This is a genomic window from Rhizobium gallicum bv. gallicum R602sp (genome assembly GCF_000816845.1).
GTDB classification, from domain to species: domain Bacteria; phylum Pseudomonadota; class Alphaproteobacteria; order Rhizobiales; family Rhizobiaceae; genus Rhizobium; species Rhizobium gallicum.
Genome location: NZ_CP006879.1, coordinates 110575 through 132565 on the forward strand (window position 1 = coordinate 110575; position 21991 = coordinate 132565).

At 57.7% G+C, this 21991-nt stretch carries 19 protein-coding genes and 2 pseudogenes; 14 read left to right on the top strand and 7 right to left on the bottom strand.

What is annotated here, in order from left to right:
- Positions 1 to 158: 158 nt before the first annotated feature.
- Both RGR602_RS21515 and RGR602_RS21520 read right to left on the bottom strand, forming a co-directional pair.
- Positions 159 to 827 carry an HAD-IA family hydrolase gene (locus RGR602_RS21515; protein ID WP_040114161.1) on the bottom strand — a complete coding sequence of 223 codons (669 nt, stop codon included), beginning with the start codon at positions 825 to 827 and terminating at the stop codon, positions 159 to 161.
- Between the two features lie 84 nt (positions 828 to 911).
- A complete protein-coding gene (locus tag RGR602_RS21520) occupies positions 912 to 2138 on the bottom strand; it encodes a DegT/DnrJ/EryC1/StrS family aminotransferase (protein ID WP_223844068.1) in 1227 nt (408 codons plus the stop codon).
- A 554-nt stretch (positions 2139 to 2692) separates the two neighbouring features.
- Between RGR602_RS21520 and RGR602_RS21525 the strand changes: the two genes are divergently transcribed.
- Together RGR602_RS21525 and RGR602_RS21530 are read left to right on the top strand one after the other, a co-directional pair.
- Positions 2693 to 3916 (top strand): ROK family transcriptional regulator, encoded by a 1224-nt coding sequence (locus tag RGR602_RS21525; RefSeq protein WP_203226219.1) that lies wholly within the window; start codon positions 2693 to 2695, stop codon positions 3914 to 3916.
- Positions 3917 to 4220: 304 nt separating this feature from the next.
- Complete coding sequence (locus RGR602_RS21530) at positions 4221 to 4538, top strand: DUF2493 domain-containing protein (protein ID WP_082046636.1); 318 nt, start codon at positions 4221 to 4223, stop codon at positions 4536 to 4538.
- 145 nt (positions 4539 to 4683) lie between these two features.
- On the opposite strand, the pseudogene RGR602_RS36065 reads toward RGR602_RS21530, so the two are convergent.
- From RGR602_RS36065 to RGR602_RS21545, 3 genes and pseudogenes are all read right to left on the bottom strand, one after another.
- Positions 4684 to 4845: pseudogene (locus tag RGR602_RS36065) on the bottom strand (WGR domain-containing protein); the annotation flags it as partial.
- A 64-nt stretch (positions 4846 to 4909) separates the two neighbouring features.
- Positions 4910 to 5752: a calcium-binding protein gene (locus RGR602_RS21535; protein WP_040114163.1), complete on the bottom strand. Its 843-nt coding sequence runs from the start codon at positions 5750 to 5752 to the stop codon at positions 4910 to 4912.
- 639 nt (positions 5753 to 6391) lie between these two features.
- Positions 6392 to 7146: pseudogene (locus RGR602_RS21545) on the bottom strand (IS6 family transposase).
- A 166-nt stretch (positions 7147 to 7312) separates the two neighbouring features.
- Between RGR602_RS21545 and RGR602_RS21550 the strand changes: the two are divergent.
- The 11 genes from RGR602_RS21550 (at position 7313) to RGR602_RS21605 (ending at position 19410) form a co-directional block, all read left to right on the top strand.
- Positions 7313 to 8305: an MsnO8 family LLM class oxidoreductase gene (locus RGR602_RS21550; RefSeq protein ID WP_040114165.1), complete on the top strand. Its 993-nt coding sequence runs from the start codon at positions 7313 to 7315 to the stop codon at positions 8303 to 8305.
- 24 nt (positions 8306 to 8329) lie between these two features.
- Positions 8330 to 9679, top strand: a complete 1350-nt coding sequence (locus tag RGR602_RS21555; RefSeq protein ID WP_040114166.1) for an LLM class flavin-dependent oxidoreductase — start codon at positions 8330 to 8332, stop codon at positions 9677 to 9679.
- A 17-nt stretch (positions 9680 to 9696) separates the two neighbouring features.
- Positions 9697 to 10896 carry a M20 aminoacylase family protein gene (locus tag RGR602_RS21560; RefSeq protein WP_040114167.1) on the top strand — a complete coding sequence of 400 codons (1200 nt, stop codon included), beginning with the start codon at positions 9697 to 9699 and terminating at the stop codon, positions 10894 to 10896.
- An 8-nt stretch (positions 10897 to 10904) separates the two neighbouring features.
- A complete protein-coding gene (locus RGR602_RS21565) occupies positions 10905 to 11456 on the top strand; it encodes a GNAT family N-acetyltransferase (protein ID WP_082046664.1) in 552 nt (183 codons plus the stop codon).
- A 35-nt stretch (positions 11457 to 11491) separates the two neighbouring features.
- On the top strand, positions 11492 to 13267 hold the full coding sequence (locus tag RGR602_RS39455) for an amino acid ABC transporter permease/ATP-binding protein (RefSeq protein WP_082046637.1): 1776 nt from the start codon (positions 11492 to 11494) through the stop codon (positions 13265 to 13267).
- A gap of 92 nt (positions 13268 to 13359) precedes the next feature.
- Positions 13360 to 14304: an ABC transporter substrate-binding protein gene (locus RGR602_RS21580; protein ID WP_040114169.1), complete on the top strand. Its 945-nt coding sequence runs from the start codon at positions 13360 to 13362 to the stop codon at positions 14302 to 14304.
- A 72-nt stretch (positions 14305 to 14376) separates the two neighbouring features.
- Positions 14377 to 15315, top strand: a complete 939-nt coding sequence (locus RGR602_RS21585) for an ABC transporter substrate-binding protein (protein WP_040114170.1) — start codon at positions 14377 to 14379, stop codon at positions 15313 to 15315.
- Between the two features lie 17 nt (positions 15316 to 15332).
- On the top strand, positions 15333 to 16367 hold the full coding sequence (locus RGR602_RS21590) for an LLM class flavin-dependent oxidoreductase (RefSeq protein WP_040114444.1): 1035 nt from the start codon (positions 15333 to 15335) through the stop codon (positions 16365 to 16367).
- A gap of 61 nt (positions 16368 to 16428) precedes the next feature.
- The gene (locus tag RGR602_RS21595; protein WP_040114171.1) at positions 16429 to 17025 is read left to right on the top strand and encodes a 2-hydroxychromene-2-carboxylate isomerase; all 597 of its coding nucleotides are present in this window, start codon (positions 16429 to 16431) and stop codon (positions 17023 to 17025) included.
- Positions 17026 to 17141: 116 nt separating this feature from the next.
- A complete protein-coding gene (gene msuE, locus RGR602_RS21600) occupies positions 17142 to 17702 on the top strand; it encodes an FMN reductase (protein WP_040114172.1) in 561 nt (186 codons plus the stop codon).
- A 691-nt stretch (positions 17703 to 18393) separates the two neighbouring features.
- Entirely contained in the window at positions 18394 to 19410 is a 1017-nt protein-coding gene (locus tag RGR602_RS21605; RefSeq protein WP_040114173.1) for a helix-turn-helix transcriptional regulator, read from the top strand.
- Between the two features lie 144 nt (positions 19411 to 19554).
- Here RGR602_RS21605 and RGR602_RS37445 read toward each other — a convergent pair whose 3' ends face one another.
- Positions 19555 to 19716 carry a hypothetical protein gene (locus RGR602_RS37445; protein WP_165922009.1) on the bottom strand — a complete coding sequence of 54 codons (162 nt, stop codon included), beginning with the start codon at positions 19714 to 19716 and terminating at the stop codon, positions 19555 to 19557.
- 105 nt (positions 19717 to 19821) lie between these two features.
- Positions 19822 to 20118: a hypothetical protein gene (locus RGR602_RS21610; RefSeq protein WP_040114174.1), complete on the bottom strand. Its 297-nt coding sequence runs from the start codon at positions 20116 to 20118 to the stop codon at positions 19822 to 19824.
- Positions 20119 to 20736: 618 nt separating this feature from the next.
- Between RGR602_RS21610 and RGR602_RS21615 the strand changes: the two genes are divergently transcribed.
- Entirely contained in the window at positions 20737 to 21615 is an 879-nt protein-coding gene (locus tag RGR602_RS21615) for an aldose epimerase family protein (protein WP_082046639.1), read from the top strand.
- Positions 21616 to 21991: the final 376 nt, after the last annotated feature.

Here is a 21991-nt window from a genome sequence, read left to right on the forward strand (position 1 = left end):
GGGACCTTAAAGCGCGATGATTCTCTCGCCAAATGGGATTCGCAGCAACTAATAAGCATATGAGTCCTCACGCGCAAAGTCACTAGTGCATCAGCCGCTTCGGCGCTTGGTTCGTGGCATATTCGGATTAGCTTCCACGGCGTCCAGCGGCCCGACAATCAATCTGCTAGGATCTTTGGTAACGCTGTCATATGGCTGAATGTTCTCATCGCACCTGCTTCCATCAATTTCTCAGCATGTCCGGGAGGACAATGAGAACCCCCGACGAAACCAATGACCCGCATTCGAGCCGCCACTGCCGCCTGAACTCCAGCAACGCTATCTTCGATGACTAGGCAGGCCTCAGCCGATGTATTCATTCTCTGAGATGCAAACAGAAAAAGATCTGGGGCGGGCTTGCCACATGCGACTTGGGAAGCACTGAAAACCCAAGGCGAAAAATGATCGTACAGGTCTGTTAGTTTAAGTGCAAAATGCAGCTTTTCCAGATCGCTGCTCGATGCCACGCATCTCTCCACATTGATGGCGTCCAAAGCTTGATTAACGCCCGAAATGGCTTTGAGATCGCTGGCATACCGTCTGCCAATCTCTGCCATCACACATTCATGATGACCCTTCGGCAAACGTAAGCCAGACTCGGCTTCGATGATTGAGTAACTTTGCTGATCGGTCATGCCTATGAAGCGACTATTATAAGTATCGGCGGAAATATTATATCCGTATCCGGCCAGAGCTTCGACATGCACAGCGGTAGCAATGATTTCACTGTCGACTAGAACTCCATCACAATCGAAAATTAGGAGCTTTGGAGTTTTGTAAGTGGCCATAGGATTACACCATTGTCGACACAATCAACGCTGCAAGAGAGCGAGCCGGAAAATGTAGGCTGAATTTTCCCATCCCTGTCTTCTTTAAATGGTTGTTGCGATATCGGAAATCTTTGGGCCGAACTTGGAAAGAGCCTTCCAAACCCTGTGAAACGCCTCCGCGTAAAGTTCCATTACCTCGGCTTCATTGGGTGGCGCGATCTCCGATACGTAAAACATCGTATCCAAGAGTTTTACCGTATTGGGAAAGTCGCTGGCCCTCCAATCGTTGGCAATGGTCGGCAGATATTCGAAGACGGGCTTCGTAAGCCAAACCAAAACGGGCACACCTTCGGCCTGTAGCAGTTTCACCACGGTATCCCTTGCGGCCGGACCTGGCCTGAAACCGAGTGCTTCCGGTTCGATTCGAAGCGGGAAATTGAGCATGGACTGATTGCAGTCAAATGGGTCGAAGAGAGGAAAAATACCTGACAGATCTCGGATCATCTCCCATAGAAGTTTTCCGTTATTTCTTCGAATCTGAAGTTGTGTTTCCAGATCAATCACTCGCATTTTTGCGATAGATGAAGAGAAGACGTTGGGGCGGTAGTTATATCCTTCTGAGTAGGGGGAAAAAGTTCGTTCTCCATTGCGAGATGAGCTTGTCAGCGAAACGCGGTCCACATGTTTAATCAGATTTGGGTCTTCCGTAATCACAAACCCTAGTTCGCCGGCTCCAAGGTGCTTTGCGCCGTTGCCGGACAAAGCGAGCGCGTCGGTATCAATGTATGCCCCATCTACGATCGCTTTAATGGCGCCGATCGATTGGCAAACGTCATCGATGACTGCAACCCCTTGAGCACGCGCGGCAGACCTTGCATGAGGAACAAGAATATTATTCCCAAAGAGGTGGGTGATGAGAGTTGCTGCGACGCCTGGTCCGAACCTGTCGGCTGCCGCCTCTTGATCGATACCGGCCAAGTTCAGGTCAACATCAACGAAGACCGGCCGGAGGCCACTGATTGCAATTGGTCCAACCGCGCCGGGCCAGTTCAGCGCTGCGGTAACCACACTCTCGCCTCGGTCTTTGACATAATCGAGTTCGATATGGATCGCCGCCGTACCACTGCCGACGGCGCGGACTTTCCACTTACCGGTCCATGTTGCGAGATTTTGCTCCAAGTCAGCCACGATTGGGTGGTTAACCCGATGATACCTTCCACTATCTACAACTTCGCGGAGAGCATCCAAATGCTCCTTCTTTGGAGCTGGCCAAGGCGTGATCCGCCCTGGAGGGACGACGGGTTCCCCGCCGAGGAAGGCGAGATCCATTTCCTGCCAGGGCCCTCTGGTATTGTAAACGTCCAGATTATTGCTGGTATGTCCGTTCATTTGCTTCTCCGACCGCTAGTCGCGATAGATCCTGTGGCGATTTCCGAAATATGTCTAATGTTTTCCGGAGGTAAAACAACAGATAGCAAAAATATATTTTTAAATATATTTTATGAATGACAGAAGTGCCGATTTTAATCTGGATTTTGCTGAAGATGTATGTATGAGGGGCATTATATATACTGAAGTAACACTTCTTATTTACGCAGTGAGATGATGGCCTGGTGGGGAGCTTCGGCTTTTTTGATAGTCGCCTACACCAACCAAGATCATCGGAGGGAAAGGAGATTCTCAATCGGCTAGCCACACAGGCCCAAATTACAATCCAAGGCTCTGGGAAACGTCAGACAATGGTCATGAGGAATTCGGCGCGAAGGCATTCGCGTTCGATGAAGAGAGGGTTGGATCTAATGGAGTCCATGATAAAAAGATTAGGAAAACGATCATTTGGAGAAAATGCGGATAGTCCTAGTGGATCCAGAAAGCTCTGTTTCATGGGATCGCTCGCCGACAATAAAAACGGCTCCAAACGATTTAAGCCGGCTCATACTCTAATCTCAGCGGGTACACTAGGGCCGGCAAATCGGGGACGCTTGCTCCAGGCCTTATACGACATTGGCCCATCTAGCAGAGTGGATCTGGCGCGCGTCACCGGAGCAAGTCGAGCAACTATCGGCGGCATTGTCCAACCATTGATCGATCAAGGTATTCTTGTCGAAGGCGAAGTGGTTCCTGCTGACCGGGCCGGCGGAAAACCGGCTACCAAGTTGTGGTTCTCGAAGGAGGCCAAGCCAATATGCGCAGTCCTCCTGATGCACGATCGTGTCCGTACATGCTTGGTCTCTCTGGAGGGCGAGATCTATGCCCAACATCACGCCGGTTTGGCTAAAGGCCGAACAGATGCTTCCGATGCATTTCGGATCGTCAGTGCTTGTGTTGAAGAGACAATCGCTTCCGCCCACGTACCGGTTTTAGGCATCGGGGTGGCGGTCGCAGGAACGATTAACACGGAAACAGGTTCTATCGTGGCTATGAGCCTTGCGCCATACCTTGATGGATTTCCGATAGGAGCAGAGTTAACGAAAAGGTTCGGGGTTCCGGCCTGCATCGACCAAGATACCAGAGCTTTGCTTGTTGGCGATCGTTGGTTTGGGCAAGGACGTGGACAGAGAAATTTTGCTGTCGTCTATATCGGTGAGTCGTTGGATGCGGCCCTATACGTTGATGGACATCTTTATAGGGGGACAGCGGGTGAAGCCGGAAAAATTGGTCATACCATCGTGCAACTTAATGGCCAGATGTGCCAATGCGGACGACGAGGATGTTGGGAAACGATCGCCACATTGAGATGGTTGAGAAACGAAGCACAAGCCAGGGGGTTGCCGCGACCTGGCTCGTTGAATGCGGGCCGCTTAGTGTCGCTAGCCGAGAATGGCATCAAAGGGGCAAAAAAACTACTTCAAGAGTACGCGTTCAATATTTCTGTTGGATTGGCGAACCTTCAGCAGCTGACGGCACCCAACTGCATTATTCTGCATGGTGATGTCGTGCGTGGAGGAAAATCGATGTTAGATCCTATTGAAGCGAGCTTTCAAGAACTGACAGTCAATCTCGCGGATGAGGAGATCACCCTCGCTCTTGGCGATAGTGAAGACGTAGCTGGCCTGCGCGGTGCCGCAGGCCTCGTTCTTTGTGAATTGCTAAATTTCATAATCTGACCAGAGATTCCGAAGAACTTGACGTGAAGAATGGTACAAAGCCTGATCTCGCAGAAGCTGACAATCTTGCGCTGGAAAATCTCTGAGGATGTATCGTTGCGTAAAGCCATACTAAGAAGCGCTCTTAGGCGGGCGTCGGCGGCTAAGGCAGTTCGGTAGAGACAGCAAACATTCATCGGCGTCCTCGCAGCCCAACCTTCCGGCAGCCGGCTAAGCGACGATTGCGCGATGTTCAAGAAGGTCATGCGCAGCACCGTGGCGGGATCAGCAGACAACATGCGGGCGATGCGGATTTACCGGCGGCATGGACTATAACGACCGTGAGCGCATCTGGGCCAAACTCGACCCATGCCAAGCATCCCGACATGGTCCTGCTGCACGGAGGTTCGCCCAAGAGTGCCGAGCGCATCGCCGCCTCTGGGCCGAAGCCCGTAAGGTCACGCAGATCAGCTTCAAGCCGAATTGGACGAAACACGCCAAGGCCGCCCCCTTCCGGCGCAACGACGAAATGCTCTCGGTCATGCCGGCCGGGCTGATCGCTTTCCCCGGCAGCGGTATCACCGGCAATCTCGCCGACAAGACGCGCCGGCTCGGCATCCCGGTCTGGCGGGCCGGCGACTAGGCCGCCTAGTCATGAGGGTTCTTCTCATACTGTCGATAAGCCGGTCACTGCGTAGCGGCCGGTTTTTCATTTGCCTTCCCAGTGGCAAAGATCGACGTTGTCGATTATATTGGCAGCATGACCCAGGAACAGGACATTTCGCGCAAGGTAGAGCAGACGGCGATCGTTTCTGTCGCAAGAGCTGGAGGAAGAGCCCAACGGCCTCCTCCTCGCGTTTGAAATGATGCACCAGCCTCTGACCGCCAGCACCGATGCGTCCCCATCGACGGATCAGGCACGCTTCCCCGAACAGCGTCGGCTCGATCGAGCCGCGCGGCAAGCTGAAAACGCTGCGCCCTACTAGGCGCTGCGGACCATACCAAGAAGCGGAATCAGACGAAGGCGAAGTCCGAAGCGCTCAGGTGCAGACTGGCTAGGTTGGACACACTGTCCACCGCAGACAGGTGAGCGAACACATCCACGTGATTTCCCGAGGTGACATAGGCGAGATCCGCCGTGTGGGTCTTGTAGTTGTGGTAGACGATGATGTCGCCGGCGCTCTCGCCGGATATCGCGCTCGCGGCGGCAGAGCCATCGGCGAAACTACGGTCGGTGATAACCACGACGTGCTCGCCGTTCGCACGCCAGGCATCGCCGCTGTAGAAGGTGTCCACCGGGTAACCTGACTGCACGCTGGCGTGGTTGATGAAGTTTGCGCCAACGCCATCGTTGTAGAGCCCCGGCGCATCGAAGGCGAAAGTATCCTGCTCCGGGTCGAAATCCGCGATGGTGGTGATATCCGGGTCGGGCCCCTGTTTCGGAAGCCCGGGCATTGGGTTATGCTGCCCGGGCATCGGGTCATGGAACTGGAACACGAACGTGTCGCGGCCTCCGTCACCCCTTAGCCAATCCCTGCCGTCACCGATGAACAGAACATCATCGCCGCCACCGCCGCGGACATAGTCATTGTCCTGACCGGCCACGCGGGGTTGGTATCGATCATTGCCGCCGTATAAAACGTCGCTGCCGTCTTCGCCGTAGACCTGGTCATTACCCGGGCCGCCAAACACCCGGTCATTCCCGGCGCCACCGAAGGCTCGGTCAGTGCCCGCGCGACCGTCGATCCAGTCATTGCCGCCGTAATTCCAGAGCAGATCGTCATGATCGCTGCCGATGAGGGTGTCGGGCTCCTCGCTGCCCTTGAAGAACTTTTCCCAGAACTTGAAATTTCCCATCGCAATGGTCCTTGTGATCTAGCCGCCCAAACGCCCGTGTGATGCCTTCAATACCCTTCGTCGGTGAATCAGCATAATCGTTTGTATTGATCGAATGCATCCGCATCATGGATGGATCGCCGCGCACTTTGGCCTCATCGTCGCGATGCCCTACTATGTCGAGGACTATCCCGACATGATCGAGCCCGCTTACATCGCTACGGACTTTACTGGTGCGAGGCGGGGGGCAATGATCTCTGGGATTACGTCCCTCGGGAAATGGCGCGCTTTCGCCGCATGCTCGGCGAGAAGGCATTTTTGTTGACAGTGGATCTGGAGCTCCCCGAGGAGGAAGAGACCGTGAGGTCTGCCGATTACAAATCCGGAGGACATCGACAACGAGTGCTATGAATATCTGCACGGCTGCGGCGAAGCCGAGGAGCACTCCGCCATCTATCACCTCGTATAGGGTGATGACGGCAAGGACGAGGTGGAATGAGACGCGAGGCGGCAGATCCCGCCTCGCGTCTCTGCTCCAACATCGAAGCCCTGCCGGCCGGATCGACCGGCCAACAGGCCTGATGAAGAGATAGCTGATCGGCTTGACCGGCGATGTCACGTTGTTTCACGAACGCGCGGACAAGGGCCTTGCCGGTGAACTCAGGCAACTGCGCCGGTCACGGCTTTCCACTGCGCCATGGCGCGGAGCCGATGAATGTAGGTGGATAGAGCCGAGTGTTTCTGGCGGGGCGGGACGAAAAGGGTCTCGGACGGCTGAGAAGACTGAGATAAAACGTTGCAAGCCGCCGGCAGATCGAAATCCCCTGCATTATCCGTTCTCGTTTGCGAAGTGGCACGTGAGAATTCTCAGCGCGATTGTTCAGGCCTTTGTGCGATCGATGTTCGATAGCGGGCATCACGTCCCGTCTTGCCGCCCCATATGAGCGCAGCTTGTCGGTGACGATGCGCGTCGGCACCCGTCCTTGCTTCTTCAGCAGTCTGACCAGTAAACCGCTTGGCAGCTTTGGTGTCGCGGCGGGCCTGAACGATCTCGTCGAGAACATAGCCCTCCTGATCAACGGGGCGCCAAAGCCAATGTTTTCGGCCGCCGATGGAAATCACGACCTCGTCCAGATGCCAGACATCTTTTCGCGACGGCTTCTTCCTACGCAACTGCTTGGCGTAAGCGGCCCCGAATTTGCGACCCCATCGCCGTATCGCTTCGTAAGACACAACAATGCCGCGCTCTAACAACATTTCCTCGACCAACCTGAGGCTTAAAGGAAACCGGAAATATAGCCAGACCGCATGCGCGATGATCTGCGGTGGAAAGCGGTGGTTCTTGTAGCTGATGGACGATGCGTTCATCTCAACCGAATTATCCGCCAACCGTTAAGGTGCCGACAACGTGACATCGCCGCTTGACCTGTTCTGACAGCTTTCCGGCATCCAATTTTGCATCTTGGGCGCGGCCGCTTTTTTCACGCAACGCCGTCGAAAGAGAATGTCATTTCTTATAATGAAGTTTGTCTACTGATTTTATAGACTATAATTTGCAACCAGCGAGCGGATCGTGGTGTCATGACCTACCTCCTCAGCCTTCTCGACAAAAGCCCGATCGAACAGGGTCTCACCGCTGTAGATGCATTGCGGGCGACGGTGAAGATTGCCGCCCGGGCCGAGGAACTCGGTTATCACCGCTTCTGGGTCGCGGAACATCACAACATGTCCAACCTGGCGAGTTCAGCGCCGGAGGCGCTGATAGCATATCTTCTCGCTAGGACATCGAGAATACGGGTCGGCTCCGGCGGCGTCATGCTGCAGCACTACAGCGCCTACAAGGTCGCCGAAACCTTCAATCTTCTGGCATCGCTTGCCCCGGGACGCGTCGATCTCGGTGTCGGCAAGGCGCCGGGCGGATTTCCGCTCGCAACGCGCGCCCTGCAGCTTGCCGTCGATCCGGCGAGAAAGCCGGATTTTGCAAGCCAGCTTTCCGATCTCAACACCTATCTTGCCGCCGATCCCAGTTACGACGGTGCGCAGGCGACTCCTTTCCCGCCGAGGGCTCCAGAGCGCTTCTTGCTCGGCGCCAGCGTCGAAAGCGCCGAACTCGCGGCCGAGAAGGGCTGGGACCTTGTCTTCGCCGGCCACCTGAATGGCGATCCCGACAATCTGCGCCAGACCTTCGAAGCCTATGAACGGGCCTCGGGCGGCAAGCGCCCCCTGCTGGCTCTCGCAGCTTTCGCCGCCGAAAGCGAGGACTATGCCCGCGAGCGTGTCGGAGACTTGCACATCGTCAAGGTGTTCCTGCCGAACGGCCAGACCGTCAATGTCGGCAGCGAGGAGCAGGCGGCCGAATTCGCCCGGCAGGCCGGTGTCACGGATTACCGGATCGAGGAGAAGGTGCCGAACGTGCTGCACGGCACCGCAAAACAGATCCGCAAGCAACTGGACGAGCTCCACCACCGCTACGGCGTCAAGGAGTTCGTGCTCGACACGCCGGCGCTTTCAACCGCTGACCGCCTGGCCTCCATCGAGCTGCTCGCCGCCGAGCGCCTTTCCCTCGTCGCCTGACCGTTTCCAAAAAGGATTGATCCCATGGCTCAAAAACACGTCACGTTCGGCATCATGCTGCAGGGTCCCGGCGGTCACATGAATGCCTGGAAGCATCCAAGCGGACCGGCCGATGCCAGCGTCAATTTCGACTTCTTCGTGACGACGGCGCGCAAGGCCGAGGCGGCGGGCATCGCTTTCGCCTTCGTCGCCGACGGGCTCTACATCAACGAGCAGTCGATCCCGCATTTCCTCAACCGGTTTGAGCCGATCGCCATTCTCTCGGCGCTGGCGGCCTCCACCTCGAAGATCGGCCTCGTCGGTACGGTTTCGACTTCCTACAGCGATCCCTTCACCATTGCCCGCCAGTTTGCCTCGATCGATCTCATCAGCAGCGGCAGGGCAGGGTGGAATGCGGTGACCTCGCCGCTCGAGGGGTCGGGACGCAATTACAATCGCGAGCATCCCGAGCACGAACTGCGCTACGAGATCGCCGAGGACTACATCGATGCGATCAAGGGCCTGTGGGATTCCTGGGACGACGACGCTTTCGTGCGCAATCGCGAGACCGGCGTTTTTGTCGACAAGGCGAAGATGCATCGCCTCAACCATAAGGGCCGTTTTTTCCGCATCGAGGGGCCGCTCAATATCGGCCGCTCAAAGCAGGGCCAGCCCGTCGTCTTCCAGGCGGGCGCTTCGGATTCCGGCATCAGGCTTGCCGGCAAGCATGCCGACGCCGTCTTCACCAATGGCGGGCCGTTGGAAGAGGCGCAAGCCTTCTACCGTCAGCTCAAGGATAGCGTCATTGCTCATGGACGGCCTGCGGCGGAAGTCGGCGTCTATCCGGGCATCGGCCCGATCGTGGGGAAGACGTCCGAGGAAGCGGAAGCCAAGTACGAGACGATCCGCAATCTCGTCACCATCGAGGAGGCGCTCCTCTATCTCGGCCGTTTCTTTGATCACCATGATTTCAGCGTCTACCCGCTCGATGAGGCGTTCCCTGACATTGGCGATATCGGCAGGAACAATTTCCGCGCCACCACCGACCGCATCAAAAGGACAGCGCGCGAGAAGGGGCTGACGCTTCGGCAGGTCGCGCTCGATTCCGCGACGCCGCGCACCGCCTTCATCGGCACGGCGGAGCATATTGCCGATGAGATCATCCGCTGGGTGGATCATGGCGCCGCCGACGGCTTCATTCTCGGCTTCCCCGTCATCGCCGAAGGCTTTGCGGATATCGCCGAGCACGTTCTGCCGATCCTGACCGAGCGCGGCTATTTCGATCCGGTCCTGAAGGGCGAGACGCTGCGCGACCATCTGGGCCTGCCCTTCAGGGAAAGCCGGTATGCGGCGGGCGCCGATCAGCTCGAGCAAGGAAGGGCTGTCGGCGCCTGAGGCGCCGGCGAATCGCCATGGACACCATTGCTCAGAACCCGCGCAGCAACGATCCAGTCGAAAAGGGCATCGCCGCGTATCTCGACGAGATCATCGCGCTTCGCCACGATCTGCACCAATATCCGGAGCTTGCCTTTCAGGAGCTCAGGACCAGCAAGCTCGTGGCATCCCGCCTTTCCTCCTGGGGCTATGAGGTGGCGACGGGCGTTGCCGGCACCGGCATCGTTGCCACCCTCAGACGTGGTGAGGGCAGGAAGCGGATCGGCATCCGGGCCGACATGGACGCGCTGCCGATCGAGGAGGCGACCGACCTTTCCTATGCCAGCAGCAATCCCGGCGTCATGCATGCCTGCGGCCATGACGGTCATACCGCGATCCTGCTGGCGGCCGCCCGCTATCTCGCCGAAAACGGCAATTTCAGCGGCACGCTCAGGCTGATCTTCCAGCCCGCCGAGGAGATCGGCGCCGGCGCCCGCAAGATGATTGCCGAAGGCCTGTTCGAACGGTTTCCCGTCGATGCGGTCTTCGGTTTGCACAACTGGCCGGGTGTACCGACGGGGCAATTCGGTTTCGTCACCGGCCCGGCCATGGCCTCGGTCGATCAGGCGGTGATCAAAATCGTCGGCAAGGGCGGCCACGGCGCCGAGCCGCACCGCGCCGTCGATCCGGTGCTGGCTTCCGCCTCCTTCATCACCGCGCTGCAAAGCGTCGTCTCGCGCAATGTCGATCCGCAGGATATGGCGGTCGCCACCGTTGGCTCGATCCATGCCGGCTCCGCCTCGAATGTCATACCCGAGAGCGTGGAAATGAAACTCACCATGCGGGCCTTCAGCGAGGAGGTTCGCCAGCTGCTGCAGGAGCGTATTCCAGCCCTTGCCCGTGCCCAGGCCGAAAGCTTCGGCGCGGCGGCGGATGTGAACTACCGGCTTGGCTTTCCGGCGCTGGTCAATCACGCCAAAGAGACGGCATTTGCCCGTGATGTCGCCTATGACGCACTCGGCCCCGCGGCTATCGAGAGGGATTTCCGGCCGAGAACCGCGAGCGAGGATTTTGCCTTCCTGCTGCAGGCCAATCCCGGCAGCTACCTTTTCGTCGGCAATGGCGACAGCGCCCCTCTCCACAGCGCCCACTACGATTTCAACGACGCGATCATCGCGCCGGCCGCCCGCTACTGGGTGCGGCTCGCCGAAACCTTCCTCACTGATGACAACGGGTGACGAACGATATGAGCGATACGTTTCTCTATACGAGCCCCCTCGATCCCCGCGCCAAGCCGCTGATCGATGAATTGATCCACGAATATGACAGCCGCTACGGCACCTATTTCAATGCCGAAGGCGCCGCAGCCGAATTGAACCGCTATCCCCCCGAAGCTTTCGCGCCGCCTCACGGCAATTTTCTCCTGTTGATCCGCAATGGCGAAACCATCGGCGGCGGCGCCTTCAAGCATTCCGACGATCGCACCGCCGAGTTCAAACGCATCTGGACACGCACGGACCTGCGCCGCCAGGGCCTTGCCCGCAAGGTGCTGGTGGAACTGGAGGCTCAGGCGGCCCGCCAGGGATACACCCGCATCTATCTGACGACCGGTTTCCGTCAGCCCGAGGCCGTCGGCCTCTATCTGAATTATGGCTATACCGCTCTCTTCGACACATCAGTTGATCCCGAGATCTACAAGAGCCTGCCTTTCGAGAAGGATATCACCCATCTCGTTCCACCGGTCTTCGGCACCGAGGCGGCCGAACCGCGCCTGCGCGTGGCCGGAGCAAATCTCTGAAGGCGACAAGACGATAATCATAAAAGGGAAGCACAATGGCACTGACGACGGATTTCGCGGGCATTGAGCCAGGCAGCAGAACGGCAGAACCGAAGCAGGACTATTCCCGTTACCGCATCGTGCCGGCGCGCCATCCCGAGCGGCTCGCAGGCACGATATTCGCGGCCGTCGTCATCATTGCCGTGCTCTATTCCACCTTCACCAATCCGCGCTGGGGTTGGAGCGTCTTTGCCGAATGGTTCTTTGCCGAACCAGTGCTCGTCGGCCTCGGCAGGACATTGCTCCTGACTGCTCTTGCCGCCATATCGGGCTCCATCCTCGGAACAGCCCTGGCGCTTGCCCGCGTCTCCAAGTCGCCGCTGCTATCAGGCCTTTCCTGGGGTTATATCTGGCTGCTGCGCTCGATCCCTATGATCGTGCTGCTCCTGATATTGAACAATCTCGGCTATCTCTATGAAACGATCAGGATCGGCATCCCGTTCACCGATAGGGTCTTGTTCGATTACCCCACGGTGCAGCTGCTGACGCCCTTCGCCGCTGCCTACCTCGGCCTGACGCTCAACCAGTCGGCCTTCTTCGCCGAGATCGTCCGCGGCGGCATTCTGTCGGTGGATCATGGGCAGCTGGAGGCCGCAGCCGCACTCGGTCTGCCGCGCCGCCGCCAGGCCTTCCGCATCGTGCTGCCGCAGGCCATGCGCTCCATCCTGCCGACCGGTTTCAACGAGCTCATCGGATTGGCGAAAAGCACCTCCGTCGTCTATGTGCTGGCGCTGCCAGAGCTCTTCTATACGGTCCAGGTGATCTACCGCCGCAATCTCGAAGTCATTCCGCTGCTGATGGTCGCAACGGTCTGGTATCTGATCATCATGACGGTGCTGTCGGTCGCCCAGCACTATATCGAGCGCTATTTCTCCAAGGGCGCCGTGCGCAATCCGACACCGCTGCCCTTTCAGGCGTTTTTCGAGCGCTTCCGCCGGCCGCTCCCTGTGCTGGAGACGGCGACCGATAGAATCCGCAAAATCGGCTTCCATGATGCGACGGCTATGCGGCCAGGTGGTGCGGTGCGCATCCACGGCATCACGAAAAGTTTCGGCTCGCTGAAGGTACTCGACGATGTCGAGCTCAACCTGCCGGCCGGCAGCGTGACCGCCATTCTTGGCCCCTCCGGTTCGGGAAAGTCGACGCTGCTGCGGTCGATCAATCACCTGGAGCGTGTCGACGAAGGCTTCATCTCCGTCGACGGCGATTTCGTCGGCTATAGCAGGAAGGGCGACATGCTCCATGAGCTCAAGGAGAAGGATATCCTGAAACGCCGCGCCGATATCGGCATGGTCTTCCAGAGCTTCAATCTCTTCCCGCATCTGACCGTGCTCGAAAACCTCATCGAAGCTCCGATCGAGGTCCGTGGCGTCGGCCGCGAGGAAGCCGTGCTGCTGGCGCAGGAACTTCTTGCCCGTATCGGCCTTAGCGACAAGGTCAATGCCTACCCGCGCCAGCTCTCCGGCGGCCAGCAGCAGCGGGTCGCCATCGCTCGGGCGCTGGCGCTCCGCCCCAAGGTTCTGCTCTTTGACGAGCCGACTTCCGCACTCGATCCGGAACTCGTCGGCGAGGTCCTCGACGTCATCAAGGAACTGGCCCGCACCGGCACGACGCTCGTCATCGTCACCCATGAAATCGGTTTTGCCCGCGAAGTCGCCGACACCGTCGTCTTCATGGAGAGCGGCAGCATTCTGGAGGCCGGTCCGCCGGCCAGGATCTTCACGCAAGCGGAGCATCCTCGAACGCGCGAATTCCTTGCCAAGGTTCTCTAGCGCCGGACAGCGCTGGTGAAATGCCGGGCCGCGACGGGCTGCTCCGGTCGAACGACAACAACCACAATCTTAAGATGAATTGGAGAAGGGGCATGGCATTTACAGATAGAATAAGGCTTCTCATAGCGGGAGCCGTCACCATTGGCGCGATCGGTTTCGGTTCCGCTCAGGCGCAGCAGAAGTTCGATCTCAGCCCCGAACAGCCGAACCGGCTGCGGGTGGAAAAGAACGAGAAGCGTATCGCCGAAATCAAGGACTTCATGTTCGTCGAGAACGGTGTCTTCACCGTCGGCATCAGCTCCAGCGGTAATCTGCCGCTGCACGACTATGCCTCCGATTCCAAAACGGTCATCGGTTATGACGTCGATCTCGCCCAGGCGATTGCCGACAGTCTTGGCCTGAAGCTCAACCTCGTTTCCGTTGCCTGGGCCGATTGGCCGCTGGGGCTCACCTCCGGCAAGTTCGACGCGGTGATCTCGAATGTGACCGTCACGGAAGAACGCAAGGAGAAATTCGATTTCTCGACCTACCGCAAGGATGAGCTGGGCTTCTACGTCAGGGCCGACAATCCGATCACGGCGATCAAGGAGCCGAAAGATATTGCCGGCCTGAAGGTCATCACCGATGCCGGCACCAACCAGGAGAAGATCCTCCTGGAATGGGATCGGCAGAATGTCGCGGCCGGTCTCAAGCCGATCGAGGTGCAGTATTACGATGACGATGCGGTCAAGGATCTCGCCGTTCAGTCCGGCAGAGCCGATGCCGTCTTCAGCGTCAATGCCACGCAGGCCTATGCGGCGGGCATCAACGGCAAGACGAAGCTCGTCGGCACCGTCAGCGGCGGCTGGCCGATCACGGCCGAGATCGCAGTCACCACACGCAAGGGCAGCGGCCTGGCGGCGCCCTTGACCGATGTCGTCAACGACCTGATTGCCAGCGGTGCGTACAAGAAGATCCTCGACACCTGGAATCTCGGCCCCGAGGCGATCGACAAGGCCCAGACCAACCCGCCCGGCCTGCCGAAGAGCGGTTCGTAATGTCTATGGGGACGGACGGCCGTTCGAGCCGCTCCGTCCCTGACTTTCACTGCAAACGGAGACATATCGCACGTGGCGACCTTTCTTGATATCCGCACCTTTTTCTTCGCGGCGCTGACGGCAGCCTTGACGGGCTTCGGGACGGTTCATGCGGCCGATGATTTCGACCTGAGCCCGCAGCAGCCGGGCAGGCTTCATGCAGCCAGGAAGGATGCGGCGATCGCTGCGATCCCTAAGGATTTCAAGTTCGTTACGCCAGGTAAATTCACCATCGCCGTCAGCCCCGGCGGCCCGCCGCTCGCGACCTATGCCACCGACGCCAAAACCGTGGTGGGCGCGGATCCCGATTATGCCTATGCCATCGCCGACAGCCTCGGCCTGACGCTGGAGATCGTCCCGGTCGCCTGGATCGACTGGCCGCTCGGCCTCACATCGGGCAAATATGATGCCGTCATCTCCAATGTCGGCGTTACCGAGCAGCGCAAGGAGAAGTTCGATTTTTCCACCTATCGTCAGGGCCTGCACGGTTTCTTCGTGAAAGCCGATAGTCCCATCACCTCGATCAAGGAGCCGAAGGACGCGGCGGGCCTGAGGATCATTGTCGGCGCCGGCACCAATCAGGAGCGTATCCTCGTAAAATGGAGCGACGACGACGTCGCCGCAGGCCTGAAGCCGATCGAACTGCAGTATTACGACGACGAGGCGGCGAGCCTTCTCGCGCTGCGTTCCGGTCGGGCCGATGTCATCGTCCAGCCGCACGCACAGCTCGTCTTCATTGCGGCACGCGACAAGAACATCAAGCGGGTGGGCACGCTGAGCGCCGGCTGGCCGGATCGATCGGACGTCGCGATCGCCACCCGCAAGGGAAGCGGACTCGCCGATGCGCTGACCGTTGCCACCAATGGTCTGATCAAGGACGGCACCTATGCGGGGATACTCGATCATTGGCATCTTTCCGAAGAAGCCTTGCCCGTATCCGAGACCAACCCGCCCGGGCTGCCGAAATATTGATCATCGGAAAGCACGACATGAGCGGCCGCAATATATCCATCAGCCATATCGGCTTCCTCACCCCCGGCAATTATCCCGACGATGATCCCTTGTCGGGATTGGAGCAGACGCTCCAGCAACTGCACTATGGCGAGGAGCTTGGCTTCGATAGCGCCTGGGTCCGTCAGCGGCACCTGGAGCCGGGGATCTCTTCTGCCAGCGCCTTTCTTGCGGCGGCCACGCAGCGCACCAGCCGGATCGAGCTCGGAACTGCAGTCATTCCGATCGGTTATGAAAGCCCATATCGGCTGGCCGAAGACCTTGCGACGGTCGATATTCTTTCGCGCGGCCGGCTGAATGTCGGCGTCAGCGCCGGAAAGCCGCTGCATGCCGAGCTGATCGGCCCGCTGGTCTTCGACGGCGACTGGACTGGTTATGATTTCTCGCATGATCGCGTGCTGCGCTTTGCCGACAATCTGCGCGGCACCTATCTCGGCGATGAGCCAACCTCCATCAAGACACCCTTCGGGCCGCAGCGGCCGCGCCTGCAGCCTTATGCCAAAGGCCTGATCGACCGGATCTGGTATGGCGGCGGGTCGCAGCACTCGGCGGATTGGGCCGGCCGCAATGGCTTCAACCTGTTGACCGGCAATTTGATAACGGGTGAGGGGACCGATGATTTCTTCATCGCGCAATCGCGGCTGATCGAAACCTATCGCACTGCTGACACGCACCGCCGCGTCGCGCTGGGCCGCGTCATCGTGCCTTTCGACAGCGCCGATGCGGCAACGCGCCGCCGATATCGAGACTATGCCGATGGCCGCCATGAGCGAACGCTTTCGCCGCAGGGCGAGCGGCGCACCCTGTTCGCCCGCGATGTCCTCGGCACATCGGACGAAATACTGGAGCAGCTTTTCGCCGATCCGATCCTGCCCGAGGTCAGCGAGTTGAGGCTGGAGCTTCCTTACGAGTTCGAGCACGAGGAATATCGCCAGATTCTCCACGACTTCGTGACGCTTATCGCGCCGGAGCTCGGATGGAAGGCACAGCCCGAAATTCGGGCCGCTTCCTGAAATACCGTCGGGCAACGGCCACTCGACACCAGAACAATCACCTTACGAGGAACATTCATCAGTGACAAAATTGGTGGAATATTTCTTTTCGATCGGCTCGCCCTGGTCCTACATCGGCTTCGATGCCTTCGTCGAACTTGCGGCGAAGAACGGCGTCGTCATCACGCCCTATCTGACGACGGTGGTCGAGGAAAATGGCGGCATCTTCTCGCGCAACCGGCCGGAGATCCGCCGCGCTTACTGGACGCGGGATCTCAAACGCTGGGCGCGCGTGCGCGGCAAGGAGTTGCGGCTCGAACATCGCCCGGAGCTCAGCGATCCGACGCCGGCATCCCTCTTCGTGATTGCCGCCTATCTCGATGGGCTGGATTGGATCGGCGCTGCCCGGGCTCTGCAGCATGCCTTCTGGGTCGCGGCCCGGGATATCGGCAAGCCCGATGTGCGCGAAGCGATCGTGACCGCTGCAGGTTTCGATGGCGCGGCACTTCTCCGGCGCCAAGCCGACGACGACGTCCAGAACAAGTGGTCGGCGGACCGCGTGCATGCGCGCGACAGCGGCGTCTTCGGGTTTCCCACCTATGTCTACGATGGCGAAATCTACTGGGGACAGGACAATTTGCCTTTCCTCGAACGTCATCTTCGAGGCGATAGGCCTTAGCTTGGATCATCAAGACGAATGTTTTTTTTCAACGACGCGAGCAAGGTCAGACGCCCATTCCTTTAATCTAGTAATTTTGTTAACAATAGTTGAGGCAACCAAAGAGAGGAAAAACCATGTCAGGTTTCAAACTCGTCGGCATCGCTGGCAGCTTCAACCGCCCATCCAAAACACTGGCACTTGTCCGGCACATCGCCGAACGCGCGAACATCCGCTACGGCTTTACGACCGAGACCTATGATTTGCACGATGTCGGTCCGTCGCTGGGTGGGGCCTTGTGGCGCAGGGATCTCGACGAGCAGGCCAGACGTGTCATCGAAGAGATCGTGCAGGCCGATGCCCTGATCATCGGCTCGCCGACCTACAAGGGCTCCTATCCCGGTCTTTTCAAACACCTCATCGATCTGATCGACCCGCACGAGCTTCGGGGCAAGCCGATCATCATCACGGCGACGGGCGGCGGTGACCGGCATGCGTTGATGGTCGAGCATCAGCTTCGGCCGCTGTTCGGTTTTTTCATGTCCCATACGCTTCCGACCGCCATTTATGCGTCCGATCGCGATTTTGCAGAGTATGCGGTCTCATCCGATCCGCTTTTGAGCCGCATCAACGAAGTGATCGGCGAATTGGCGGCCTTCTTTCCGGGCGCAAACCCGGCGCTGGCGGCGGCCGAGTAAAGGTCGTCGCCGTGGTTCGATCTCACGAGGCGACGATGCAGAAAGGCCAGCGGTGAGTGAGCAGTTGTGGAATTCGCACGACGATATCGCCTCGCCAAACGCGAGGAGAATCGCCTGCTGATGCTGTACGGACCAACCGCATCGCTTCGCGATCTTCTTGCCAATGCGCGACGTCATTCGCTGATTTCCTAGCCGAAGAATATCGGTCCTTGACAGGAGGTTCGCATGAAGCTTGATTGGCGCCTTGACGGCGGGACAATTCTGGGAAATTACGGCCGCCCCTGACATTCGGGTGCAGGCGAAGGCCGTGGCCGAGGGGATCGCCGCGAAGCGGCCTCGGGACGCATAGCGAACAGCGCCTCGATCAATCCGCGATCCGGATTTGATCCAGAAGCTCGACAGGGCCCGTTCGAGAATCCTTATGTGGATCCGGAAAAGGCGCTCTCGATCGTCGGCAACTCGACACACGTCCCCAGTTTGAGCCGCGCTTCACCGCAAAATTGACAATGTTTTTTTGTCGGCTGCAAGAAAGTCTTGTCAAGGTGGCTCTTCAGCGGCAATCAAGTGTCCTGGGCGCACATCCCGGCACGATCGACAGCGCGCCGCAATCGGAATGCACACGCACATCTCTCGGTCAGGTCCTCGGCCATTGAAGGAGCGATAAAGCGGCAACAATGAACCTGGAGAATACATGACGGAAAAAAGCCCCGGTGATGCCGTTTTTCGATATCGTGGCTCAACGTTCGACAGCATGATCGAAACCCTCGGAGAGGTTTTCGGCACATTCGACGCCAATCTCGTCGGTCGTGCTCAAGACTTCCGTTGGGGGCTCGATCTTACGGCCTCTGAAAGCGCAGCATTGATTACGGGTTACCATAATGAAGGGTTTCAGTTCCGCGCTCAGTGGTGTTCCGAGGCAACAGAGCATCTATCGATCGTGGTGCCGCGCAGGGGTGGCATGGCGGTTACGCATGGTTCGCGCGTGGCCGAGGCCCGACAGGGAGAATTGCTTCTTTACAGGAATTTTGAGCCTGACAGCATCTCAATGCATGGGCAATCCAATCTAATAGATGAGCTGGTGCTTAATTGGCCATTGATCCAACGGACCATTGGCGAAACTTTCGATGTGCCGTTTAGAGGCTCGCTCGACCTGTCGCCCGAACTAGATCTGTCAACACCAGTTGGTCGAACAATCGGCAATCTCACAGAAGCGATCATAGACGGAATACGCGATAATGGTCCCCTCTGTCAGTCTCCCATAGCCATGGTTCATATTACGCAGGCGCTAGCCGATGTCGTGATACGGATGGTACCTCATCGATTATCGCATCTGCTGGATAAGAAGCCTTGCATGATTGCTCCCGGACATGTCCGCCGCGGGATCGAGTTCATGCGCGCCAATATCAACCAGCCGATTACAATGCCAATGGTGGCAGATGCAGCGGGTGTTTCCACCAGAGCACTCGAAGCGGGTTTTCGTGGTTTCAAGGATACAACGCCTGCAGCGTATCTACAGATGCTTCGGTTACGGGCAGCACGGGAGGACCTGCTCGACCCAGAGAACCATATGCTTTTGAAAGAAATCTGCCTGAAATGGGGATTCTTTCAGTTCGGGAGGTTCTCCGCAGTTTATAGGGCACACTATGGAGAAAATCCGTCCGAAACAAGGAGACGCGTCTGCGGATCATATCCTCGTAGGTCCTCCTGACAAAGCGGATTGACGAAGGCGATCACCAGGCAAACAGGCCCAGTTTGCGCGAATGGGAAGACGGCCATGCCGTAGATAAGCCTCTGCGCGGCGGATGATCGCTATTGGTGCGCCTGACTTTCTCCTCGTTAGCATCCGTCGCGTTCAGCCCTTCATGTGATCGGCCAATTTGTCGTCCGCTTCACGGAGGAACTTCGCAAGCGAGACAGCGTCCGCCACAATCGCCGCCTGACTCGACACGTCCGCCCACATCAGAACGATCCGCGCCCGCCAAACCAGCTTCTGCGGCGTGTTCCGGTCCGCCACCCACCTTCCAGCCGCACCCAATCCTCAGGCGACAGCAACAACCTCTTGTCCCTGTCCATGGACCCAGACTCGCTTATAGGGAATCCTTCTGTTAATTCGAGAACACTAGGTGAATACTGAGACGAGAACGGACAGCCAGATCAGGACGACTCCCAACGCCAACGCTCGCCTGGCGGCTATGACCTTCTCCTCGCCGTCATCTACAACGGGGGTTGTCACAATCCAGGGCACCGAGCCAAGCGCTGCAAATCCGACGAGCGCCAAAATCACAATGACCAAATCGACGCTGTGCCAGCCGCCGGGCTCATACAAACCCCAGTAGCCAAGGAACGCCATTCCCACTGCAAACATGGTGGCGGAGGCAGAGCAAAGTCCCGCAACAGCACCTGATGGCGCACGCATGTAACATCCTTTCCGTGCCGTCAATCTAAAGGCGATATTCATGATGGCGCTAACCGCTTTTGCACATATGTGGGCAGTGCGCCGTCTCCTGATCGGGCTCCTCCGCACACTTAGTGCACGAGGATTCACGTACCCCGCGGATAAGTTCATTGATTCGCCATCGAAGTTCAACATTCTTGTTCATCAGGCGCACGCTGGGGGGAAGGGAGCGGTCCATGCTCCACATGGGTCGTGCAGCGGGCCCGCTACATGACACTGGAAACTATCAGCCAGATGAGCGATGATCCGCTCATCAGCCTGCCAGCCGTGGCGCGCTGGTCAGCCGGGCTTTTCGTCGGAGAGCGCGGCGACCAAACGCCATGTCCAATGCTCGACGAATGTAAGGCATGCGACATATCGGTTTCGACCAACCGCCGTTGTATTTATAAGAGGTTCTTCTTGGCACGAATAATGCTTAGGTCATCCAGAAACTCCCGTGAACCTGTTAATGACGCCCAGTCAAAGTGTCCACTGGCCATCGTGATGCCGATCCAGAGGTCGTTTAATCCGGTCGCGCGACGATTGCAGAAGGCAAAGACCTGGCTGCCGCTTCCGAAGGTTCTAAGGTAACAACATTTCATGCATGATGCTGTCGTTATTCGTTCCGGTCTTGCACAGGCAGTCGTCAACCGAAAAGGAGCAGAGCTAATTGGGTGGCAGGTCGGTGCAAACGACCTCCTTTGGCCGCGAGGCTCCCCAGGTTGGAACCAAACTTGTCCCCTGATGTTTCCTTCATGCGGATGGAGTGAGTCTTCGCTTGTCGAAATAAAAGGGCAATATTATCCGATGCCTGTTCACGGCTTTATCAGCACGCAGGAATTTGACGTGGTTTTCAACTCAGAAAGCGAGGTGACACTAGAAGCATCTGACAATGAATTCACGAAAACAATGTTTCCATTTTATTTCCTTTTCAGGATTTCGTATAAAATTGTAGATAGTCAACTGAATATTGAGATCTCCGTAACAAACAAGTCCTTTAGTGCTTTCTTGCCTTATTCCATCGGCATACATCCCGGATTTAGATGGCCGTTACTGTCTCCGCACAAAGACAGTTGGCGGCTGGAATTCGAGAAATCGGAATCCGCTCTCGTCCCGTGCATATCTTCCCAAGGGCTAATTCGAGGTAATCAACGGAAGCTTTCATTCCACGGACGTTGCCTTCATCTAAATGAAAGCCTTTTCCAGAATGAGGCCCTCTGTTTTTTGAATGCGAACAGTAAAAGGCTGTCGCTCGTTGGAGAGAAGGCCACAATCAGAATTGACGCGCCAGACGCGCGTCACTGGGTTGTATGGTCTCTTCCACAGCAAGACTTTCTGGCGTTAGAACCATGTACGGGCCACGGTGACATTGAGGGCCGACGCATTCCATTTGACGAGCGGGAATATAATGTCAATCTTGCCCCAGGAGAAGAACAACAATTCCGAGTACGATTTGAGTTTTTACAGCATGAAGATTAGTCCTCAAGAGACTTGCACTATTGGGCATGTCAGCGGTGCTGCTTTGTGAGTGTGACGAACAGCCCACAGCTTTTTTTGTTGACTACGGCGGGATAGAAAAAGCCGGTGTTTTTCAGCACTTCTGCTTTGCCCGCTTTGGCATGACCATGAGTCCGCCTGAGGACCTCTTGGGCCCGGTCCAGTAGCGCAGGGCCATCCTGAATTATGCGGATCGCCTCTTGTGGAGCGCCATGCCCTCCAAATCCAGCGCTTCATGGCGGTAGGGTCAGACCTGACCATAATCTGCATACGCAGTCGGGCACGCGCGAACGAACCGGCCGCGCGCGTGAGTTTCGGCGCACGGCTGCATCATTAACTTAACGGTGTCGGTGCTTGC

Coding starts and splice junctions, on each gene's coding strand:
- RGR602_RS21525 (WP_203226219.1), top strand. CDS start 2,693: ATGGGATCGCTCGCCGACAATAAAAACGGCTCCAAACGATTTAAGCCG.
- RGR602_RS21565 (WP_082046664.1), top strand. CDS start 10,905: ATGAGCGATACGTTTCTCTATACGAGCCCCCTCGATCCCCGCGCCAAG.
- RGR602_RS21520 (WP_223844068.1), bottom strand. CDS start 2,138: ATGGATCTCGCCTTCCTCGGCGGGGAACCCGTCGTCCCTCCAGGGCGG.
- RGR602_RS39455 (WP_082046637.1), top strand. CDS start 11,492: ATGGCACTGACGACGGATTTCGCGGGCATTGAGCCAGGCAGCAGAACG.
- RGR602_RS21605 (WP_040114173.1), top strand. CDS start 18,394: ATGACGGAAAAAAGCCCCGGTGATGCCGTTTTTCGATATCGTGGCTCA.
- RGR602_RS21555 (WP_040114166.1), top strand. CDS start 8,330: ATGGCTCAAAAACACGTCACGTTCGGCATCATGCTGCAGGGTCCCGGC.
- RGR602_RS21535 (WP_040114163.1), bottom strand. CDS start 5,752: ATGGGAAATTTCAAGTTCTGGGAAAAGTTCTTCAAGGGCAGCGAGGAG.
- RGR602_RS21515 (WP_040114161.1), bottom strand. CDS start 827: ATGGCCACTTACAAAACTCCAAAGCTCCTAATTTTCGATTGTGATGGA.
- RGR602_RS21610 (WP_040114174.1), bottom strand. CDS start 20,118: ATGCGTGCGCCATCAGGTGCTGTTGCGGGACTTTGCTCTGCCTCCGCC.
- RGR602_RS21550 (WP_040114165.1), top strand. CDS start 7,313: ATGACCTACCTCCTCAGCCTTCTCGACAAAAGCCCGATCGAACAGGGT.
- RGR602_RS21530 (WP_082046636.1), top strand. CDS start 4,221: ATGGACTATAACGACCGTGAGCGCATCTGGGCCAAACTCGACCCATGC.
- RGR602_RS21580 (WP_040114169.1), top strand. CDS start 13,360: ATGGCATTTACAGATAGAATAAGGCTTCTCATAGCGGGAGCCGTCACC.
- RGR602_RS21560 (WP_040114167.1), top strand. CDS start 9,697: ATGGACACCATTGCTCAGAACCCGCGCAGCAACGATCCAGTCGAAAAG.
- RGR602_RS21590 (WP_040114444.1), top strand. CDS start 15,333: ATGAGCGGCCGCAATATATCCATCAGCCATATCGGCTTCCTCACCCCC.
- RGR602_RS21615 (WP_082046639.1), top strand. CDS start 20,737: ATGCATGATGCTGTCGTTATTCGTTCCGGTCTTGCACAGGCAGTCGTC.
- msuE (WP_040114172.1), top strand. CDS start 17,142: ATGTCAGGTTTCAAACTCGTCGGCATCGCTGGCAGCTTCAACCGCCCA.